15 protein-coding genes are annotated in these 18,896 nt (G+C 70.5%); 2 read left to right on the forward strand and 13 right to left on the reverse strand.

Annotated features, from left to right (window positions below):
* Nucleotides 1–18: 18 nt before the first annotated feature.
* From AC07OH_RS00830 to gnd, 4 genes are all read right to left on the reverse strand, one after another.
* Nucleotides 19–4,725 (reverse strand): MG2 domain-containing protein, encoded by a 4,707-nt coding sequence (locus tag AC07OH_RS00830; protein WP_495299254.1) that lies wholly within the window; start codon nucleotides 4,723–4,725, stop codon nucleotides 19–21.
* 2 nt (nucleotides 4,726–4,727) lie between these two features.
* Nucleotides 4,728–5,405, reverse strand: coding sequence for a DUF1175 family protein (locus AC07OH_RS00835; RefSeq protein WP_492681194.1), 678 nt, complete (start codon nucleotides 5,403–5,405; stop codon nucleotides 4,728–4,730).
* Nucleotides 5,402–7,054, reverse strand: a complete 1,653-nt coding sequence (locus AC07OH_RS00840; protein WP_495299255.1) for a DUF2138 family protein — start codon at nucleotides 7,052–7,054, stop codon at nucleotides 5,402–5,404. The genes AC07OH_RS00835 and AC07OH_RS00840 overlap by 4 nt, the downstream gene beginning before the upstream one ends.
* A gap of 137 nt (nucleotides 7,055–7,191) precedes the next feature.
* A complete protein-coding gene (gnd, locus tag AC07OH_RS00845; protein ID WP_495299256.1) occupies nucleotides 7,192–8,613 on the reverse strand; it encodes a decarboxylating NADP(+)-dependent phosphogluconate dehydrogenase in 1,422 nt (473 codons plus the stop codon).
* A gap of 128 nt (nucleotides 8,614–8,741) precedes the next feature.
* On the opposite strand from gnd, the gene AC07OH_RS00850 reads away from it, so the two are divergent.
* Nucleotides 8,742–9,728, forward strand: coding sequence for an AraC-like ligand-binding domain-containing protein (locus AC07OH_RS00850; protein WP_495299257.1), 987 nt, complete (start codon nucleotides 8,742–8,744; stop codon nucleotides 9,726–9,728).
* A gap of 1 nt (nucleotide 9,729) precedes the next feature.
* On the opposite strand, the gene AC07OH_RS00855 is transcribed toward AC07OH_RS00850, so the two are convergent.
* From AC07OH_RS00855 to AC07OH_RS00880, 6 genes are read right to left on the reverse strand one after another with little or no spacing between them, the layout of a single operon-like run.
* Complete coding sequence (locus AC07OH_RS00855; RefSeq protein WP_495299258.1) at nucleotides 9,730–10,515, reverse strand: SDR family oxidoreductase; 786 nt, start codon at nucleotides 10,513–10,515, stop codon at nucleotides 9,730–9,732.
* Nucleotides 10,512–11,105, reverse strand: coding sequence for a cysteine hydrolase family protein (locus AC07OH_RS00860; protein ID WP_495299259.1), 594 nt, complete (start codon nucleotides 11,103–11,105; stop codon nucleotides 10,512–10,514). The genes AC07OH_RS00855 and AC07OH_RS00860 overlap by 4 nt, the downstream gene beginning before the upstream one ends.
* The gene (locus AC07OH_RS00865; RefSeq protein WP_159277630.1) at nucleotides 11,102–11,587 is read right to left on the reverse strand and encodes an aromatic-ring-hydroxylating dioxygenase subunit beta; all 486 of its coding nucleotides are present in this window, start codon (nucleotides 11,585–11,587) and stop codon (nucleotides 11,102–11,104) included. The genes AC07OH_RS00860 and AC07OH_RS00865 overlap by 4 nt, the downstream gene beginning before the upstream one ends.
* Nucleotides 11,584–12,939: an aromatic ring-hydroxylating dioxygenase subunit alpha gene (locus AC07OH_RS00870; RefSeq protein ID WP_495299260.1), complete on the reverse strand. Its 1,356-nt coding sequence runs from the start codon at nucleotides 12,937–12,939 to the stop codon at nucleotides 11,584–11,586. The genes AC07OH_RS00865 and AC07OH_RS00870 overlap by 4 nt, the downstream gene beginning before the upstream one ends.
* Before the next feature lie 23 nt (nucleotides 12,940–12,962).
* Nucleotides 12,963–13,928: a PDR/VanB family oxidoreductase gene (locus AC07OH_RS00875; RefSeq protein ID WP_495299261.1), complete on the reverse strand. Its 966-nt coding sequence runs from the start codon at nucleotides 13,926–13,928 to the stop codon at nucleotides 12,963–12,965.
* Nucleotides 13,925–15,187, reverse strand: a complete 1,263-nt coding sequence (locus AC07OH_RS00880) for a dienelactone hydrolase family protein (RefSeq protein ID WP_495299262.1) — start codon at nucleotides 15,185–15,187, stop codon at nucleotides 13,925–13,927. The genes AC07OH_RS00875 and AC07OH_RS00880 overlap by 4 nt, the downstream gene beginning before the upstream one ends.
* A gap of 188 nt (nucleotides 15,188–15,375) precedes the next feature.
* On the opposite strand from AC07OH_RS00880, the gene AC07OH_RS00885 reads away from it, so the two are divergent.
* On the forward strand, nucleotides 15,376–16,572 hold the full coding sequence (locus AC07OH_RS00885) for an ABC transporter substrate-binding protein (protein WP_495299263.1): 1,197 nt from the start codon (nucleotides 15,376–15,378) through the stop codon (nucleotides 16,570–16,572).
* Between the two features lie 10 nt (nucleotides 16,573–16,582).
* Here AC07OH_RS00885 and AC07OH_RS00890 read toward each other — a convergent pair whose 3' ends face one another.
* The 3 genes from AC07OH_RS00890 to arsC all read right to left on the reverse strand — a co-directional run bounded on the left by AC07OH_RS00890 (nucleotide 16,583) and on the right by arsC (nucleotide 18,890).
* Complete coding sequence (locus AC07OH_RS00890; protein ID WP_495299264.1) at nucleotides 16,583–17,608, reverse strand: AraC family transcriptional regulator; 1,026 nt, start codon at nucleotides 17,606–17,608, stop codon at nucleotides 16,583–16,585.
* Nucleotides 17,609–17,755: 147 nt separating this feature from the next.
* A complete protein-coding gene (gene arsH, locus AC07OH_RS00895; RefSeq protein ID WP_495299265.1) occupies nucleotides 17,756–18,475 on the reverse strand; it encodes an arsenical resistance protein ArsH in 720 nt (239 codons plus the stop codon).
* Entirely contained in the window at nucleotides 18,459–18,890 is a 432-nt protein-coding gene (gene arsC / locus AC07OH_RS00900) for an arsenate reductase (glutaredoxin) (protein WP_495299266.1), read from the reverse strand. The genes arsH and arsC overlap by 17 nt, the downstream gene beginning before the upstream one ends.
* Between the last annotated feature and the right edge of the window lie 6 nt (nucleotides 18,891–18,896).

An 18,896-nucleotide genomic window follows, 5' to 3' on the forward strand; every position in this document is an offset into this window, starting at 1 on the left:
GCCTTGCCGTTCGCGTCTTCAGCGCACTTCGACACCGGCCCAGCGGCCGTTGCCTTCGAAGGCCTTGGCTTCGGGCTCGTACATGCGCAGCAGGCGCGCCGGCGGCAGCTTGAAGGTGCCGCGCTGCGAGAAGCGGACCAAGTGGCGCACGGTCAGCGGCGTGCCCGCCGCCAGCGTGTCCAGCGGCACGGCGTAGCCCTGCGCGGTGGCCTGGCTCTGTGCGCGCTCCATCGGCTGCAGCTTGCCGGCGCTGTCGGCCATGTCGATGCCCCAGGTGCTTTCTTCCACCGCCGCGCCCGGCGGCAGCGCGGCCTCCGCGAGGCTCCAGCGCATGGCTTTGGGGGCCGTGACGGTGAGCTGGTCGAGGTAGAGCGTGTTGGTGTCCAGCGGCGTGCCGGGTTTCACGGCTTCGAGCTTCACCGTGATGCGGCCGTCGCTGACCACGGGGAGCGGCGCCGGTGCGGGCTGGCCCGGTGCGGCGGCGGCCGGCGGCTCCGGTGCGGGACGCGGCTGGGTGACCACGCGCCACAGCGTGCGCTCGACCTTCGCGTCGAGCGCGGGCGCCTGCGCTTCATTGCTCTCGTAGCTCACGAAGGCCCAGGCCGCCTTCTGCCCGGCGGGCAGTTCCAGCGTGGCCGGTGCGGCGGTGCCCGGGGGCAGGCGCCAGCTCGTGCCGGTGCCGTCGGTGGCGCGCACCCAGGGCGCGCCGAGGGACGGCGTATCGGTGGCGGCGAGCCGGCTGCCGCCCAGCGCGCGGTGCAGCCACAGCAGCGTCTGTGCGCGGTCGATGGAGGGCGTGTCGGCGCGGATCTGGCCCAGCACCGCCGCGGCCTTGTCGGCGCTCGCGCGCTGCGTGGCCATCAGCAGTGCCTGCACCAGCGGCGCGTCGACGCTGGCCAGGCGCGTGGCGGCTTCGTCGGCGGCGGCGCGCGCCTTGGCGCTGGCGACCGTCGGGCCGGCGGTCTGCACGGCCAGCACGAGCGCCATGTCGCGGGTGTCCGGGGCGCTGGGCAGCGTGGCGTCCACCATCGCGAGGCTGCCGCGGCGCTGCGCCAGCTGCGCGGCGTCGCTGGCCGGCAGTGCGGCCAGCTGGTCGGCGAGGCCGCCGGCCATCGAGCCCACGGGCAGGCCCATCTCCTGCATCCACGACAGCGCCAGCGCGCGCTGCAGCGGCGGCAGCTTCTGGCCGTCCTTGGCGTAGACGTCGAGCAGGCGCTGCCAGTTCGAGGCCGGCAGCGTCACGCGCAGCGCCTGGGTGGCGCGCCAGTCGGCGTAGTAGGCGTAGGCGGTCAGGAAGGCATCGTTGGGCATGCCGCGTCCCCACCAGCCGAACTGCGCCTGCGGGCCGGCCATCTGCGCGATCGACAACCGCGCCGTGGCCAGGCGCTGCATCAGCGCCGGCGCCATCGGCTGCTGCGCCGTCGACAGCGATTGCAGCGCGAGCGACAGCGGCAGCATGCGGCTGGCGGTCTGCTCCACGCTGCCGCGCGGGGTGTCGATGAGGGCGTCGATCTGCTGGCTGAAGGCGCCGGCCGCGGCGTCCTGTGCGAGCGAAACGCGCACGCGCGATGCGTCGGCGGGCAAGGCCAGCGGTGCACTGCCCGCCGCGAGATCGAGCGTCTTGTCGCGCGGCGCACGCCACGCCACCGGGAGGCGGCGCACGGGCACGTCGAGCGTGTCGACCACGCGGGCGTCCTGGCGCAGCGTGACGCTGACCGCGCCCGACTTGTCCGCGTCGCCCGCGGCGAGCGGCAGGGCGATGAAGTTGACGCCGGGGCGCACCGTGACGGTGTCCTTGCGCTCCACGCCCGCGCCGCTGGCGCTCCATTCGACCTTGGCTTCGCGCCCGGTCTGGTTGAACAGAGCCAGCGAGGCCTGCGCCTTGTCGCCCTGGCGCTGCCAGTCGGGGCTGGTCCACTTGGCGTAGAAGGCCTTGTCCGAGCGCACCCAGCCCACCTGCTGGCCCACCGCGCCGCCGGCGCTCATGGCGCGGCCGGTGATGCGCCAGCGCGTGAGCGAGTCGGGCATGGTGAAGCTGAAACGCGTGTGGCCGGAGGCGTCGGTCGCCAATCGCGGCTCCCAGGCGGCGGTGTCGATGTTGTCGCGGCGCGGCCGCTCCAGCACCTTCACCGCGCGGTCGTTGACCTGGCGCGCGCCCGGCAGCGTGCCCAGCTTGCTGGTCGCGAGGTCGTAGCCGATGAAGGACAGGCTGGCGCTGGTGCGCACGTTGTTGCGGCGCGGGTGATAGAAGAAGTCGCCGATGGCCGGCGCGATCTCGGGCTGCAGCACGTAGATCATTTCGTCGACCACGCCCACCGCCAGGTCGGTGGCCACGGGCTTGCCCGCCAGCGTGGCGCTCACGTCGATGGTGACGGTGTCGCCGGGCGCATACACCGCCTTGTCGGGCGTGAAGGCCAGCGCGATGCGCTCCTGCTCGACCATGATCCCCTGGTTCTGGAACACGTAGTCGCCGTTCTTCACGTAGGCCACCGACAGCGTCATGTTGGGGCTCATGACATCGCGCACGGGCAGCGTGAACTTCCACTGCGTGGGGGCGAGGCGCTCGCTCTGGATCCAGTCGGTGTTTTTGCCCATCAGCGCGGTGGCTTCGACGCGGTCGCGCTCCAGCGTGAGCAGGGCGTTGTCCACCGGCTCGGGAAAGCTCACCAGCACCTGGGCCGTGTCGCCCGCGCGGTAGCTCGTGCGGTCGAGCACCATGCCGACGCTGCCGGCGGGCGCCTTCACGCCATCGCCGCTCACCCAGTGGCTGGCCGCGCCGACGATGCGGCCCTTGTCGTCCAGCAGCGAGAGCGTGTAGCTGCCCGGCGTCGGGAAGCTGACCGACAGCGTGTCACCGGCCGGCAGGGGGCCGGACTGCTTGGTGCGGTCTTCCAGGCGCACCCATTGCCAGGTGGCGGGGCGCGCGGGCGTGGCGGGTGTTTCGGCTGCCGCCGTGGCGCCGGCGCGCTGGCTGGCCGCGAGCTTGAAGCCCACCGCCTGTCCCGGCTGGGAGAACTGGCGGTCGGCCGCGAGGCGGAACGAGGCCGCGCCGCGCTCCACCAGAATCTCGCGCGAGGTGCGCACGCGGTAGGCCGCGCCGTCGGTGGCCAGGGCAGTGAGCAGGTAGCGGCTGGGCTCGGTGGCCGCGGGCAGCGAGAACTTCGCGATGCCGTCGCCGTCGGTCTCCAGCTCGGCCTGCTGCAGCTTCACCGGGAACTGGCCGGCGTAGTCGAGTTCGCCGTTCACCATGGCCAGCTTCTGCGAGCGCGCCGTGAGGCTCACGCGCGCACGCGCCACCGGCTTGCCGTCGGGGTAGTTCAGCTGCAGCTTGCCGCCGACGGCCTCGCCGGTCTTGAAGTCGGCCTTCTCGGGCAGCAGCACGATGTCGAAATGCGGCTTCTGGTAGTCGGCCACGCGAAAGGCCGCGGTGTAGGTGTCGCCGCCCATGGCCAGGCGCAGCTCGTAGCCGCCGGCCACGGCGTTGTCGGGCAACGGAAAGCGCGCGTCCGCGCCCTTGGTGCCGGAGAAGGCGAGCTTCTGCGCATGCACCACCTGGCCGGCCGGGTCGAGCACGGCGAGCGCCAGGTCGGCGTCTTTCAGGGCGACGGATTCGCGGGCGCTGCGGAACTCGCGCCCGCTCACCTTCACGTTCACCCAGTCGCCCGGGCGGTACAGCGGGCGGTCGGTCACGGTGTAGACCTTGGCGTTGTAGATCTCGCTGTCGTAGTAGAAGTTTTCGGAGATGAAGACACCGCCTGCGGGGTCCTGCCCGAACACGTAGGTCTGCTCGGGCGATTGGCGCTCGAGCTTCACCAGGCCCTGGGCATCGGCCTCGCCGCTCTTGAGCACGCCGACGCCGTCGGTCCAGACCACCTTGGTGCCCGCCACCGGCGCGCCGGCTGCGCGCTGGGCCGCCCACACCAGCATCTGGTCGCCCGAGACCTTGGTGATGGCCACGGTGTCCGACACGAACAGCAGCGTGGTCGCGCGGAACTGGCCGCTGATGGCTTCCACCAGGTACAGCCCCGGTGCGCGCTTGCCCACCGGCACGAACACGTTGCCTTGGGAGGCGTTGATGAATTCGCTGCTCGAGCCTTCCAGCTTCACGCCCTTGGGCAGGCCGATCGGCTGCGCCTTGTGCACCGGGTAGCGAAAACGCTCCACGACCGGCAGGCCCGGGATCGGGCGGAACTGCCGGGGCTCCTCGAAGACCGAGGGCTGCTTGAGCTTGGCGGGCGTCTTCAGTTCGGGCGCCTGCTGCGTCACGGCGCGGCGCGCGTTGACCGAGAACATCTGCTGCCAGGCCAGGCGCGCCTTGACGACCCAGCTGTCCCACAGGTGGGTGAGCGTGTTGGCCAGGCCTTCGTCGGCGGCGCGCGCACCCACCTGCACGCGGTGCAGGTTCTTCTGCTTCTGCAGGAAGGCGAGGGCGTCGGGAATCCTGTAGACCAGCACGTCCACGCCGCCCACCTGTTCCAGCGCCGAAGGCTGGTTCACTTCCAGGCGCACGCGGGCCGTCTGGTCGCTGGCGAAGGTGGCGTCGGAGAGCAGGAAGAAGGGCTCGCCGGTGTAGGCCGAGCGGCTGTTCTCCAGCGGCTGGGGTGGTGGCTCGTCCGCTGCGTTCGTCGCCAGCGGCTGCATCGCCGTGAGCGCGGTGGCCGCTGCGAGCGCCAGTGGAACAAGACGCCGCCACAGGGGCCACGGGGACGGGACAGGTGTGTGCATGGTCATCGTGCGAGAAAGGCGAGCCGGTAGACACCGGCGAAATTGGGGTTGTCGTCGGTGGGGCGCCAGCGCGTGTCGCTCCAGCCGAGCAGCTGGGTGGCGCGCACGGCGCGCAGGCCGTTGTCGCCGGGCAGCACGCGGCCCGTGTGATAGGCGATGTAGTTGCCCATCCACACCATGAGGTGCTGCTCGTCGCCCTGGTCGTAGAACAGCATGTCGCCCAGCAGCGCCTGCTGCAGCTGGCGCGTGACGAAGCGCGTGTTCTCCTGCACCAGCTCGAGCGCGCCGACGTAGGCGTCGCGCGTGCCGTCGGCGCGCCGCCACGTGTTGCGCAGCGGCGTGGCGGCGGCCGGGTCGATGTCGGGTGGCAGGCGGCGCGCGAGCAAACCGTTGGCGCGGCGCCAGGCCACGTCGTGTTCGCGCAGCGACTCGGCCACCGAGAAGCGCACCAGCCCCGCGCAGTCGCGGTGCGTCCAGCGCGGCGTGGGGCCGCGCTCGATCTGCTCGTGGATCAGCAGCGTCATCCAGTCGCGAAAGTGTGCGGACTGTTCTCGGTTGAGCGCGGGTGTATCGGCTGCCAGGACGGGCAGCGCCGGCATCGCGGACGCCAGCGCCAGCGCCGCGCCACGGCCGAGTGCCGTCCGGCGATCGATGCCGGCGGTGGTGGCGCGGTGCGTCACTTGGACTGCGGCGCCGCCGACATCGCCTGCCACTCGACCGGCACCCAGCCGTTGCCGTCGCCTGCGCCCTGCGCCACGGCCCGTGCCGGCGGCAGCTTGCGCAGCGCGTTCAGGCGCGGCACCAGGTGCTGCTGGGCCGCCTGGCGCAGGATCTCCTGGTCGGCGGGCAGCACGGCCATGGCCTCGCGCTGCAGCAGGTCGGCGATCTGCGTGGGTGCGCCGACCACCAGCGTGGTACCGCCACCTGCCGGCGGTAGCGTGTCGGCCACGCCCGGGTAACGCTTGGCCTGGGTGTTCAGCGCCAGCTCGACCAGCTTGTCGTCGGGCGAGAACGCGACCCAGCGGCCTTGCCGGGCCAGGGTGGGCCGGTAGGCCTTGTCGTCGCCGTCGGCATACGGCCCCCAGGGGCCGGTCACCTGGCTTTGCCACTGGCCGACGCCGGGTTTGGCCGCCGGGTCGGTGCGCGTGGCGTCGGTCGAGATCAGCCACTGCGCCAGGCCGGCGAGCGTGGCATCGGTCTCGGGGCCGGCCGATGCTTTCATCTGCGCGACGAACAGCGGCGTGTGCAGTTGCGAGCGGGCGTACCAGCAGACGGCGGCGGGGCCGTCGAACTGCGCGGCCAGGGCCTTCATCGCCTCGGCGTCCGGCGCCGCCGGGGCGTCTTTCATCAGCGGGACCATCTGCGCCCATTCGACCGGCAGCATGACGCAGGCCGCGGGGTTGGCCGGCAGGGCGGACCACAGCTCGCGGTCGCCCGGTGCGGCGGGCAGGGTGCCGGCCGCCTTCACGCGCACGGCCGTGCGCAGCGCGGCGCCATTGGGTGCGACGTCGAAGCGAACGGCCTGCACGCCCGGAAAGAAATGCTGGTAGCCGAAGGACAGCAACCGGGCATCGGCCACGATCGCCGAGCTGCCCGGGGCGGCGGCGCCTTCTTCACCGAGCCCGAAGCCGCGGCGCCAGGCCGATTGCGAACGGGTGTCGCCCGACAGCAGGCCCTCGACCACCTCCAGGGCCGGTCCGCTGGCCTGGCTTTCGTTGTTGAACAGCAGGCCCGGGTCGCTCAGCACCACCACGCGGTTGCCCTGCGACAGCAGCACCAGCGTGCGGCGGGGCGACAGCACCAGCGCGTAGGCGTTGACGTCATGGCCGTTGGCGCGCAGCGTGCCGATGATGCTCAGTTGCGAGTCCTTGGCGGCGATGCCCGCCAGGCCCTGCAGGGCGGTGGCCACTGCGCCGCGGGTCATGGTCAGTGCCCAGTAGCGCGGGGCGCCCTTGGCATCGGGCCACCAGGCCATTTCGGCGGGCTCGTCCAGGGCCGTGGCCAGCAGCTGGTCGGTCCAGGTGGTGTCGCGCTCGTACGCGATGCGCTTGATCGCGCCGCGCAGGCTCAGCCGGTCTTCCTGGTCTTCGTAATAGAAGGCGAAATCTTCGGTGAGCACGTCGCGCACCACCGGTGCCTGCACGATGTCGCGCGGCAGGCGCGAGAGCGCGGGGGTGGCGATGTAGGCATACGGTGCCGACAGGTCCACGTTGAGGGCGTTGATGTCGCCGTCGAAGTGCGAGCGCCGCATCTTGACGAAGGCCACGCCCGCACCCACCAGCACGATGGCCGCGACGCCCGCGACCATCCATTTTTTTCTTGTGTCCATGAATCCCTACCCTGCATGAAGGCAGCGCCGCCCCCCGGCGGCGCATGGCCTTGATTCTGGCAGGGTCCATGGGGGCATCCCATGAAGTCCGGGTGAAGTCGCCGTGAAGCGACGCCACCGCGGTCACCGGCGCGCGTTCAGCCGATGACTTCGGGCCAGTCCGTATGGAAGAACTGGCCTTCGGGCTTGTCCACGCGCTCGTACGTGTGCGCCCCGAAGAAATCGCGCTGCGCCTGCAACAGGTTCGCGCTCAGGCGGGCCGTGCGGTAGCTGTCGTAGTAGGCCAGCGAGGCGCTGAAGGCCGGCACCGGAATGCCGTTGCTCACTGCCAGCGCCACCACCTCGCGCCAGTTCTGCTGCGTGCGGTTCAGCAGGTCCTGGAAGAACGGGTCGAGCATCAGGTTGCCCAGCGCCGGGTCGGTGCGGAAGGCGTCGGTGATGCGGTTCAAAAATCGTGCACGGATGATGCAGCCACCGCGCCAGATCGACGCGATGCCGCCCAGGTCGAGTTTCCAGCCCTTCTTCTCGCCCATCGTCTGGATGAGGTCGAAGCCCTGCGTGTAGCTGATGACTTTCGAGGCGTAGAGCGCGTCGTGCACCTTGGTCACCAGCGCCTTTTTCTCCAGCGACAGTTCGATCTTCGGCCCCTGCAGCAGCTGGCTGGCCGCCACGCGCTGCTTCTTCTGCGACGACAGCACGCGCGCCTCGACCGCGGCGTTGATGGTGCTGATGACCACCGCGTTCTCGGCCGCGTTCAGCAGCGTCCACTGGCCCGTGCCTTTCTGGCCGGCCTTGTCGAGGATGAGGTCGACGATCGGCTGGCCGGTTTCCGGGTCTTTCTGTTCGAGCGCCTTGGCGGTGATCTGGATCAGGTAGCTCTGCAGCTCGCCCTCGTTCCATTCGTTGAAGATGGCGGCCATCTCGTCGGTCGTGAAGCCGGCGGCCTTGAACAGGCTGTAGGCCTCGCAGATCAGCTGCATGTCGCCGTACTCGATGCCGTTGTGCACCATCTTCACGTAGTGGCCCGCGCCGCCCGGGCCGATGTGGATCACGCAGGGCTCGCCGTCCACCTTGGCCGCGATGCTCTCGAAGATCGGCTTCATCACCTCCCACGTGGAGAGCGGCCCGCCCGGCATGATCGACGGCCCCTTGCGCGCACCTTCCTCGCCGCCCGACACGCCCGCGCCGATGAAGCGCAGGCCTTTGCTGCTCAGGTAGGCGTCGCGGCGCTCGGTGTCGGTGTACAGGCTGTTGCCGCCGTCGATGACGATGTCATCCTTGTCGAGCAGCGGGATCAGCTGTTCGATCACCTGGTCGACCGGCGCACCGGCCTTCACCATGATCTGGATCTTGCGGGGCTTGGCCAGGCTCTGGACGAACTCCTCGAGCGTCTTCGCGCCCACGAGCTTCTTGCCGGGGTTGGCGGCAAGGAAGGCCTCGGTGGTGGCCTCGGTGCGGTTGTAGACGCTGACCTGGAAGCCGCGGCTTTCCACGTTCAGCACCAGGTTCTGTCCCATCACGGCCAGGCCGATCAATCCGAAATCGCTTTGCTTGCTCATGTGTGTCAGGCCCTTCGTGCGTGTGCGGTGGATGAAGCGGGCCATTGTGCCGGGCACCCGCGCGGTGCGGCGTCGGAGGGCGTCTATACCCGCTTGGCAAACGGGCCCGGGCTGGCTATGTTGGCGGGATGACTTCCGCCGCCATGCCCGCAGCCCCTGCTGCGATCCACACCTGGTCGACCGACACCGTGCCGCCGCCGCAGCGGCTGGACTACTGGATCGGCGCGGTCTGCGAAGGCTTTCTCGAGATGGACGTGACCAGCCCGCTGGCCGGCCGATTCGGCGCCTCGCTCGAATCCGCGCCGCTCGGGCCGCTGCACGTGAACCGCGTGCGCGGCAGCGCGCAGGACGTGTACCGCACCCGCCGCGCCATCGCCCACAGCCGCCACAACTTCTACTACCTGCTGTGCAAGGCCGACTCGCCCTGGGTCGCGGTGCAGGAAGAGCGCTCGGCGCGCCTGCTGCCCGGCGACGCGGTGCTGGTCGATTCGCGCCGCTGCTACGCCTTTCACCTGCAGCAGTCGGCCGACACCGTGTCGATCGAGCTGCCGACCGCGTGGGTCGAGTCGTGGCTGCCCGATGCCGGCGACCACGTGGCGCGCCGCATCGACGGCCACAGCGGCTGGGGCGCGGCGCTCAGCGGCTTCGCGCAGGCGCTGTCGCCCGAGGTGGCCCTGCGGCCGCCGCTGCCGGCGGCGCTGCTGGCCGACCAGCTCGGCGGCCTGCTGGCCTTAGCGCTCGGCCCCGGCGTGGCGGTGCCCGACGCCTGTGGCCGCGCCGCCTTGCGCCAGCGCGTGCTCGACGCCACGCGCGAGCGCCATGCCGAGCCGGGCCTCACGGCCGCGGCCGTGGCGCAGGGGCTCGGCATTTCGGAGCGCAGCCTGCACCGCTGCCTCGCGGAAGGGGCAGGGGATGGCACCACCACTTTCGCCAACGCGCTGGCCGCCTGCCGCATGCAGGTGGCGCAGCGCATGCTGGCCGATGCGCGCTTCGACCGCCTGAGCGTGGCGCAGATCGGCCTGCGCGTCGGGCTGGCCGACGCCTCGCATTTCGTGCGCTTGTGCCGCCGCCATCTGGGCGGCACGCCGGGCGCGCTGCGGCAGTCGCGCGGCTGAACTACGTCTCGAACCAGTCGCGCGCCGACCGCCCCTGGTCGGGCCCCAGCATCGAGAAGCCGCCGTCGACCGGGATGTCCGCACCGGTCACGAAGCGCGCCGCGTCCGAGCACAGGAACAGCACCACCTGCGCCACGTCGTCGCCGTCGCCCACGCGGCCCAGCGGGTGCATCGGCGCGCCGACGCGGTCGGCGCGTGCGCGGTCGCCGTCCGTCATGCGCGACAGCGCGTCCGACCACGTCCAGCCCGGCGACACCGAGTTCACCCGCACGCCTCGCGGCGCCAGCGTGGCGGCCTGGTTGCGCGTGAGCTGCAGGATGGCGGCCTTGGCCGCCGGGTACAGCGCCCGGCCCGCCGCGCCGAACTTGCCGCCGACGCTGCCCATGTTCACGATGGCGCCGCCGTGCGCGGCCAGCGCGTCGGCAGTCTTCTGCACCAGCATCGCGCCGGAGACCAGGTTGACGTTCAGCGCGGCCAGCCAGTCGGCGCGCGCGGCATCCAGGCCTGCATCGCCGTAGACCACGGCGTTGTTGATGAGGAAGTCGATGCGGCCTTCGGAGCGCAGCGTGCCGGCCACGAGCGCATCGAGCGCGTCGTCCGAGGCGATGTCGCAGGCGACGAAGCGGCAGCCCGCGCCCACGTCGGCGGCCAGTGCGGCGCCGCGCGCCGTGTCGATGTCGACCGCCACCACGCGCGCACCGGCCTGCACGAAGGCGCGCACGATGGCGCTGCCCAGCAGCGCGGCGGCGCCGGTCACGACCGCGACCTTGCCTTGCAGCGGGGTCATGCGCGGCCTCCCATCTGCGCGACGGCATCGTCGACGCGCACCACGTCCGCGAGCATCGCCAGGGTTTCCAGGCTCGCCGCCTGCAGATGCGCCTGCGCGGTGCTGCAGGCGTCGGCGACCACCGCCACGTCGTAGCCCAGGTCGCTCGCATGGCGCGCGCCGTGCTCGACGACGTGGTTGGTGGCGATGCCGGCCACGTACAGGCGACTGGCGCCGGTGGTGCGCACCGCCTCTTCGAGCCCGCTGGCCCAGAAGGGGTTGTTGCGCTTGTGGGTGACGACGGCCTCGCCCGGTCGCGGCGCGAGTTCGTCGTAGAAGCCCGCGCCCCAGCTGCCCTCCTGCACCGCGCCGCTCTCGGCCACGCGGCGGAACAGCGTGCAGTTGCGCAGGCAGTCCGCGTAGTCCGGCGCGAAGGCGATGCGCACGAAGATCACTGGCACGCCGTTCGCGCGTGCCCCGGCGATGAGCCGCGCGGCCGAGGCGATGAGGCGCGGGCGCGCCGGGTCGTCGGCGGCCACGCCCACGCGCACCTTGCCGTCGACGTGCAGCACGTCGTTCTGGTAGTGCATCGCCAGCAGTGCGGCCTTCACAGGAACACCTGCAGGGCTTCGTGCGGCGCGTCGCAGTTGACGAGGTCGACGCGCTTGGTCTGGATGCGCCAGCCGTCGTCGGCGCGGCGCAGCGTGTGCAGCACGCTGCCGCCGAAGGTGCGCTGCTCGGTCTTGCGCCACTCCAGCAGCAGGAAGGTCGAGCGCACGGTGCAGCCCGCGTCGTCGCGTGCTTCGAGCGCGATGTTGCCCAGCACGTGCACGGTGCGCGTGGGCGGCTGTTGCGAATAGGCGCGGGCCTGCTCGAGCCGCCGCGCGCGCATCGAGCGCAGCAGGGCGTCCTCGCAGAACAGCGAGGCGTGGTTCAGGTGGTCGGCCTGGCCGTGCACCAGCGGCACCCAATACAGGCCGTCGGGCGTGAAGAGCTTCTGCCATTCGTCCCAGCGGTGCTCGTCGAGCAGGCGTGCTTCGTGGTGCAGGAACTGCGTGAGGTCCTGCTGTTCGTTCCAGTCGCGGAAGTTCATTCGGCGCTCCCGGTCTGTGCACCCGTGTCGACGCCCATGTAGCCGGCCCACGCCGCGAACATGTTGCGCGAGGGCATCTCGCTGTTGCCGTTGGACGCGCGCCCGCCCGGCAGCGGCTGGTCGCGCCCCGCAGCGCGGTGCATGCTGACCCAGTCGCCGCCGTCGGAGCCCAGGCCTTCCTGCACGCGGTTGTAGGCCTCCAGGTCGTCGGGCATCACGTTCGACGAGGGCGAGTTGACGATGTTGGTGTACTTGAGCGTGCGCTGGAAGGTGGCCTCCGGTGCGCCCTTGAGCCGGAAGCTGAAGATCTCGACCAGCGTGCGGTCCACCGACAGCGGCCGGATCACGCGGATCTGCTGGAACGAGGTGTGCGGCGAGCAGCTCGGGTAGACGATGGTGTTGTGCCGGTTCACGCGCAGGATCGCATCGGCCTCTTCGGCGCCCTTCGCGGCTTCGAGCGAGGCCACGTAGGCCAGGCTCACCGGGTCGGTCGGCGGCACGAAGATGCCTTCCATGAAGCCGTGGCCGTGGTCGTAGCCCTTGAGCTCCAGCTTCTCCCAGAACTCCAGCGGCTCGCCGTTGCCGTCGACGATCACCACCTCGAAGGGCTTGGGCGTGCCGGCCGGCATGGCCTCGTGCTCTTCCTTGGCCGCGCGCCACGACGACTCGTGCGTGGCCACGGCATGGATGGTGTCGTGCAGGTTCTCGAAGAAGATCTTCCAGTTGTTGCGCTGGATCACGCGCTGAACGCCCCCGGCCACCTCCACTTCGCCCTCCGGCGCGCGGTCGCAGAAGTTATCGAGCGACGTGGCCACGCCGCCCAAAAAGTCTTTCAGCTCGGGCCCGTCTTCCGACAGGCTGGCGAACACGAAGCCGCGGTGCGAAGCCACGCGCGCCACCTTGCGCACGCCGTACTGCGGGTCTTTCAGGTCGAGCGCGGTGCATTCGTAGCCGCTGCGCAGCGGCACCGACAGCAGGCTGCCGTCGCACTTGAAGGTCCAGCCGTGGTACAGGCAGCGCAGGAACTTGCCGGCGCTGCCGCTGCCGTCGGGCACGAGCTTGGCGCCCTTGTGCGGGCAGCGGTTGAACATCACGTGCACCTGGCCGTCGGTGTGGCGCACCATCACCACGGGCTCGCGGCCCAGGCGGGTGGTGAAGTAGTCGCCGGGCTTGGGCACCTGGCTTTCGTGGCCGACGTAGATCCAGGCCTGGCCGAACACGCGGTCCATTTCCAGCTCGAAGATGGCGGGGTCGGTGTAGACGCGCTTGTGCACGCGGTCGGGCTGCACGAGCGACTGGATGTCGATCGGGCTTGTCGCCGCGATGGGGATGATGGGGATCACGGAATTCATCGGGTGGGTCTCCTGAAACGTCATCAGATGTCGAGCACCAGGTGCGGCGTCTTGGCGCGCGACACGCAGGTGCACAAGGTCTTGCCGTCCGCCTTCTCGCGCGGACTGAGGTTGTGGTCGCGGTGGTCGGGCACGCCCTCGACCACGTCCACCACGCACACGCCGCAGTCGCCCTGGCGGCAGTCGTACAGCGGGTCCAGGCCGGCGGCGATGAGCACGTCGAGCAGGCTCTGGTCGGGCGCCACGGTCAGCGTCTTGCCCGAGCGCAGCGTGCGCACCTCGAAGGGCGCATCGCCCGCCTGCTCGATGGCGCCGGCGAAGAGTTCGAAGTGCACGTGGTCGTCGGGCCAGCCGAGCGCGCGGGCGGTGTCGACCACGGCCTGCACCATGCCGCGCGGGCCGCACACATGCAGGTGGCGACCGGGCACGGGCGCGGCCAGCAGCGCGCGCAGGTCGAGGCCGCGCGCCGGGTCGCCGCCGTCGTGCACCACCATGCCACCGAGCGCGCGCACCTCGTGCAGGTAGGCCGTGGCTTCTTCGCTGCGCGTGGCGTAGACGAAGTCGAAGGGGCGGGCTTCGGCCGCGAGCGAGCGCGCCATGCACAGCAGCGGCGTGATGCCGATGCCGCCGGCGATGAGCAACGGCGGCGCGCTGCCCGCGTGCAGTGCGAAGTCGTTGCGCGGCGCGTGCGCGGCCAGCGCGGTGCCGGGTTGCAGCGCGTGCATCCAGGCCGAGCCGCCCGCGCCCTGCGGTTCGCACAGCACGGCGATTTCGCAGCGGTCGGAGCCGTCGTGCGGCTTGGCGAGCGAATACGCGCGCTGGCCCGGATGGCCGTTGGCCTGCACCACCTGCACGCCCAGGTGCGCGCCCGGCGTGAACGGCGGCAGCGGCTCGCCGCTGGCCGAGCGCAGCACGAAGGCCTTGATGGCCGGGGTGAGCGGCGTAACCGCGTCCACGACCAGCGCCAGCATGTCGGAGGCGCTGCTCATCCCAGGGGAAGCGCCGGGTCGGCGATGGTGAGGCCGGTCGATTTTTCCCAGCGCGGCATCAGCGTGTTCGACGGCTGCGTTTCGTCGACCAGCTTGCGCGCCGTCTCGGCGCCGGCCACGGGCAGGCCCTTCGGATCGAGCAGGCCGATCTGCACCAGCACGCTGGCCTGGTCCCAGTAGATGTGCTCGTGGTACAGCTTGTCGCCGCGGAACTTCACGATGGCCACGAGCGGAATCTCCACCGGCTTGCCGGTGGGCGCGATGCCTGGGAGCAGCCAGTCGATCTCGACCGTGTGGGTGAAGCTGAACAGCATCTCGTCCACGATCTGCGTGGCGCCCACGGTGCGCGAGATGGGCGTGAGCCGCGTGTCGGGCGGCGTGCTCGGAATGAAGTGGTGCTTGTAGAAGCGCGACAGCTCCTTGGCGCCCACGCCGCCGGTCATGGTCGGGATGTGGTTCACGTAGGGCTCGCTCACCATCGTGGCCATGGTGGCGACCACGTCGCGCGTGGCGAACTCGTACTCGCAGTGCTTGTCCCACAGCGCCGAGAGGTCGTACACAGGGCCGATCGCCTCCTTGAACAGCGCCATCGAGCGCTGGTGCGCCATGAGCGTGGAGGGCTTGTCGAAATGGTCGCCGCCGGTGCGTGCAAACGCATGGTCGACGCCGGGGTAAACGTACATCTGCGCATCGGGCTTGCCGGCGAAGGCTTCGAGCACCTGGGCGCGGGCCTCGGGCGGGCAGAACTGGTCGAGCTCCGCGAAGTGCAGGGCGATCGGGCATTTGATTTGCGGCACGAGGTCGAGCGCACCTTCGATGCCCACGCCGTAGTAGCCCACGGCCGCGTCCACGCCCGAGTGGGCGGCGGCCAGATAGGCCAGCTTGCCGCCGAGGCAGAAGCCCAGCGCGCCGACCTTGCCGGTGCAGGCCGGGTGCGCGCGCAGCGCCTTCACGCTCGCCGTGACGTCGGCCACGCCGGCCTCGATGTCGAACTTCTGGAAGAAGCCGAAGGCGCGCTGCCAGTCTTCGGGCGAGTAGCCCAGATCGACACCGGGCTCCATGCGCCAGAACAGGTCGGGCGCGAGCACCACGTAGCCTTCCTGCGCATAGAGGTCGGCCACCTCGCGCACGTAGGCATTGACGCCGAAGATCTCCTGGCACAGCACGATGCCGGGGCCGCGCCCCGAGGCCGGCAGGGCCAGGTAGCCGCGAAAGGTCTGGGTGCCGTCGCCGGCCGGGATGTCGATGGTGTCGCTCATCGGTTCGTCTCTTGAAGTGGTGGGGTCGGCGGCGATTCTGGGGAGCGCGCCGGCCTGTTGTCTGTCCATTTCGTGCAGCGGTTTGCGCCGCACGAAACGGATAGCGGGGCGTCGCTGCCGCACAGAGACTGCGCCCTGCATTTGCTGCCCCCCCCACGTTCAACGAACTCACCCCGAGGAGACCTTTCATGTCGCAGGCCACGCCCCGATCCGTCTTGTGCGCGCTCACCCTTCTGGTGGGCGCGCTGGCTTTACCCGCGCAGGCGCAGACCGCGCAGACCGTGAAAGTCGGCCTGGCGATGGACCTGTCCGGCCCCTTCGCCGTCGGCGGCGCCGAGGCCAAGGCCGGCTTCGCCGTGGCGATGAAACAGCTGGGCGGCAAGCTCGGCGGCGTGCCGGTGGAGTTCGTCGAGGCCGACACGGCCGGCAACCCCGAGATGGCGCGCCAGGTGGTCGAGCGCATGCTGCTGCGCGACAAGATCGATTTGTTCACCGGGCCCGTCGGCTCGTCGGTCGCGCTGGCCGTCGGCCCGCCGCTCTTCGCCGCCAAGGTGCCCTACCTGTCGAGCAACACCGGCCCGAGCGACTATTCGGGCGCGCGCTGCAACCCGTACTTCTTCGGCGCCTCGTACCCGAACGACGCGTACTACGAGTCGGCCGGCAAGTTCGCGAGCGACAAGGGCTTCAAGAAGGTCGCGATGATCGCGCCCAGCTACCCCGGCGGCAAGGACGCCATCAACGGCTTCAAGCACACCTTCAAGGGCGCCGTGGGCGACGAGCTGTACACCAAGCTCGGTCAGCTCGACTACTCGGCCGAGCTGGCGCAGATCCGCGCCTCGAAGCCCGATGCGCTGTACTTCTTCCTGCCCGGCGCGATGGGCGTGAGCTTCATCAAGCAGTTCGTCGGCGCGGGGCTCTCGAAAGACGTGGCGCTGATCTCCACCGCCTTCTCGGCCGACGAGGACATGATCCCCGCCGTCGGCGAGCCGATGCTGGGCCTGTTCAACACCGCGCACTGGTCGTTCGACCTCGACAACCCGGCCAACCAGCGCTTCGTGGCCGCGTTCCGCCAGCAGAACAACGGGCGCAACCCGTCGTTCTATGCCGGCCAGGCCTACGACGTGCTCATGGCGATGGATGCGGCCGTGCGCGACGTCGGCGGCAAGGTGGCCGACAAGCCCGCGCTGCTCAAGGCGATCAAGGCGGCCAACTACAAATCGGTGCGCGGCGATTTCCGCTACGGCCCCAACAACTTCCCGATCCAGAACTACTACCTGCGCGTGGTCGCCAAGGACGGCAGCGGACGCATCGCCAACAAGGTGATCGGCACCGTGCTGGAGCGCTACCAGGATCGCACCGCCGCGCAGTGCGCGATGAAGTCCTGAGGATGCGTGTTCAGTGCCGCGCGGCGGGCAGCCGCGCGGGGTCGCGTGAGGTGTCGCGCGGCAACTGCCCGAAGCGCTCGCGGTAGCAGGCGGCAAAGCGGCTCAGGTGCGAGAAGCCGCAGTTCAGCGCCACCTCGGTGACGCTGGCGCCGTCGTGCCGCGTCAGCAGTGCGTGCGCGGCATCGAGCCGCATGTTGCGCAGCACCTCGCCGGGCGACAGGTCGCGGTGGCGCCTGAAGAGCAGGGCGAGGCCGCGGCGCGTGACGCCCGCGGCCTGTGCCACGTCTTCGAGCGAGAGCAGCGAGTCGAGCCGCTCGCGCATGAACTCTTCGGCCCGCCGCAGCTGCCGCAGGCTGGTTTCCTCGGTGCCGCGCTGCGCGTCGGCGTGCCGCTGCAGCACCGAGTTGGGCCGGTGGCACAGCAGGTAGAGCATGAGGTTGTCTTCGCAGTGCGCGAGCCAGCGCGGGTCGTAGCGCTCGAACTCGGTGGGCGGCAGCAGCGAAGCCAGGCTCGCCACCATGCGGCACCACTGCGTGCCCGCCGCGTCGTCCAGGCGCAGGGGCATGTCGAAATCGATCTCGCCCACGGTGTCGCCGCCACGCAGCGCGAAGGCATGGCGCGCCACCTCCTGCAGGCGGCTGAGCTCGATCTTCAGCATCAGCTGTTCGCAGTCGGCGTGCCAGCGCAGTCGCACCGGCTTGTGGGCGGAAATGATGGCGCCCTGGCCGGGGTGGATCTGCAGAGTCTGTCCGCCGGTGTGGATGTCGGCGCGGCCGCGCAGCGGCATCTGCACCAGCACGAAGTTGCCGAGCGCGTCGGGCTCGATGTCGACGTCGCAGCCATAGCGCAGGATGCACAGCGACAGTGCGCTCATCTCGGCGCGGCAGAAGATCGCGTCGACATCGCCCGAGCGCCACACGCTGCGGTGCGGCTTCAGCTCATGGGCCACGCGCGCGTGCGTCTCTTCGGCCTCGCGCGAGCGGAAGACCTCGCGCCTGTACAGCGGGGACAGTTGCTGACTCGACCATGCGTCCATGGACACTCCTGCGGGGCCAAAGTGGGGAAAGCGACGGAAACGGACGCTCTTTTCTACGCTGGAATCTACGTGGGTGCGCCGCGCGCCGCCATGGGAGTTGCCCGGGCAACGGGCGTCCCCGTTGCAAGAAGCTTGCCGGCCCTGTGTCTAAATGCTGCGCAGGTTGACCCGCTTGGACAGGGCCTCCGCACTCTCGCGCCGCTCGCTGTAGCGGTCGACCAGGTGGTCCGCGCAATCGCGCGTGAGCAGCGTGAACTTCACCAGCTCTTCCATCACGTCGACCACGCGCTCGTAGTAGGGCGAGGGCTTCATGCGGCCCGCGTCGTCGAACTCGAGGAACGCCTTGGCCACCGACGACTGGTTGGGGATGGTGATCATGCGCATCCAGCGGCCCAGCACGCGCAGCTGGTTCACCGCGTTGAACGACTGCGAGCCGCCCGACACCTCCATCACCGCGAGCGTCTTGCCCTGGGTGGGCCGCACCGAGCCGACGGCCAGTGGAATCCAGTCGATCTGCGCCTTCATGATCCCGGTCATCGCGCCGTGGCGTTCGGGCGAGGTCCACACCATGCCCTCGGCCCACTGCGCGAGATCGCGCAGTTCCTTCACCTTCGGATGGTCTTCGGGTTCGCCGTCGGGCAGCGGCAGGCCGCGCGGGTCGTAGATGCGGGGCTCGGCGCCCATCGCGCGCAGCAGGCGCGCGGCCTCTTCGGTCAGCAGGCGGCTGTAGGAGCGCTCGCGCAGCGAGCCGTACAGCAGCAGGATGCGCGGCGCGTGCGTGGCGCGTTCGGCGGGCAGAAGCTCCTGCAGGCGGGGGACATGGAACGCATCGGCGTCGACATGGGGCAGATCAGGGCTTGGCGACACGCTGGCCTTTCGCGTCGATCACGGCTTCGCCGTCTTCCTTGGCGAACGCGCCTTGCTGCGGCTTGGGCAGGATGTCGAGCACGGCTTCCGAAGGGCGGCACAGGCGCGTGCCCAGCGGCGTGACGACGATGGGGCGGTTGATGAGGATCGGGTGCTGCAACATGAAGTCGACGAGCTGGTTGTCGTTCCACTTGGGATCGCCCAGGCCCAGCTCGTCGTACGGCGTGCCCTTCTGGCGCAGCACCTCGCGCACGGGCACGCCCATCGCCGCGATCAGCTGCGTGAGCGTGGCGCGGTCGGGCGGGGTCTTCAGGTACTCGATGACGGTGGGCTCGTCGCCCGTGTTGCGGATCAGCGCGAGCACGTTGCGCGAGGTGCCGCAGGCGGGGTTGTGATAGATGGTGATGTCGCTCATGGCAAG

The sequence above is a fragment of the Variovorax sp. GW821-FHT10C12 genome (assembly GCF_059415405.1).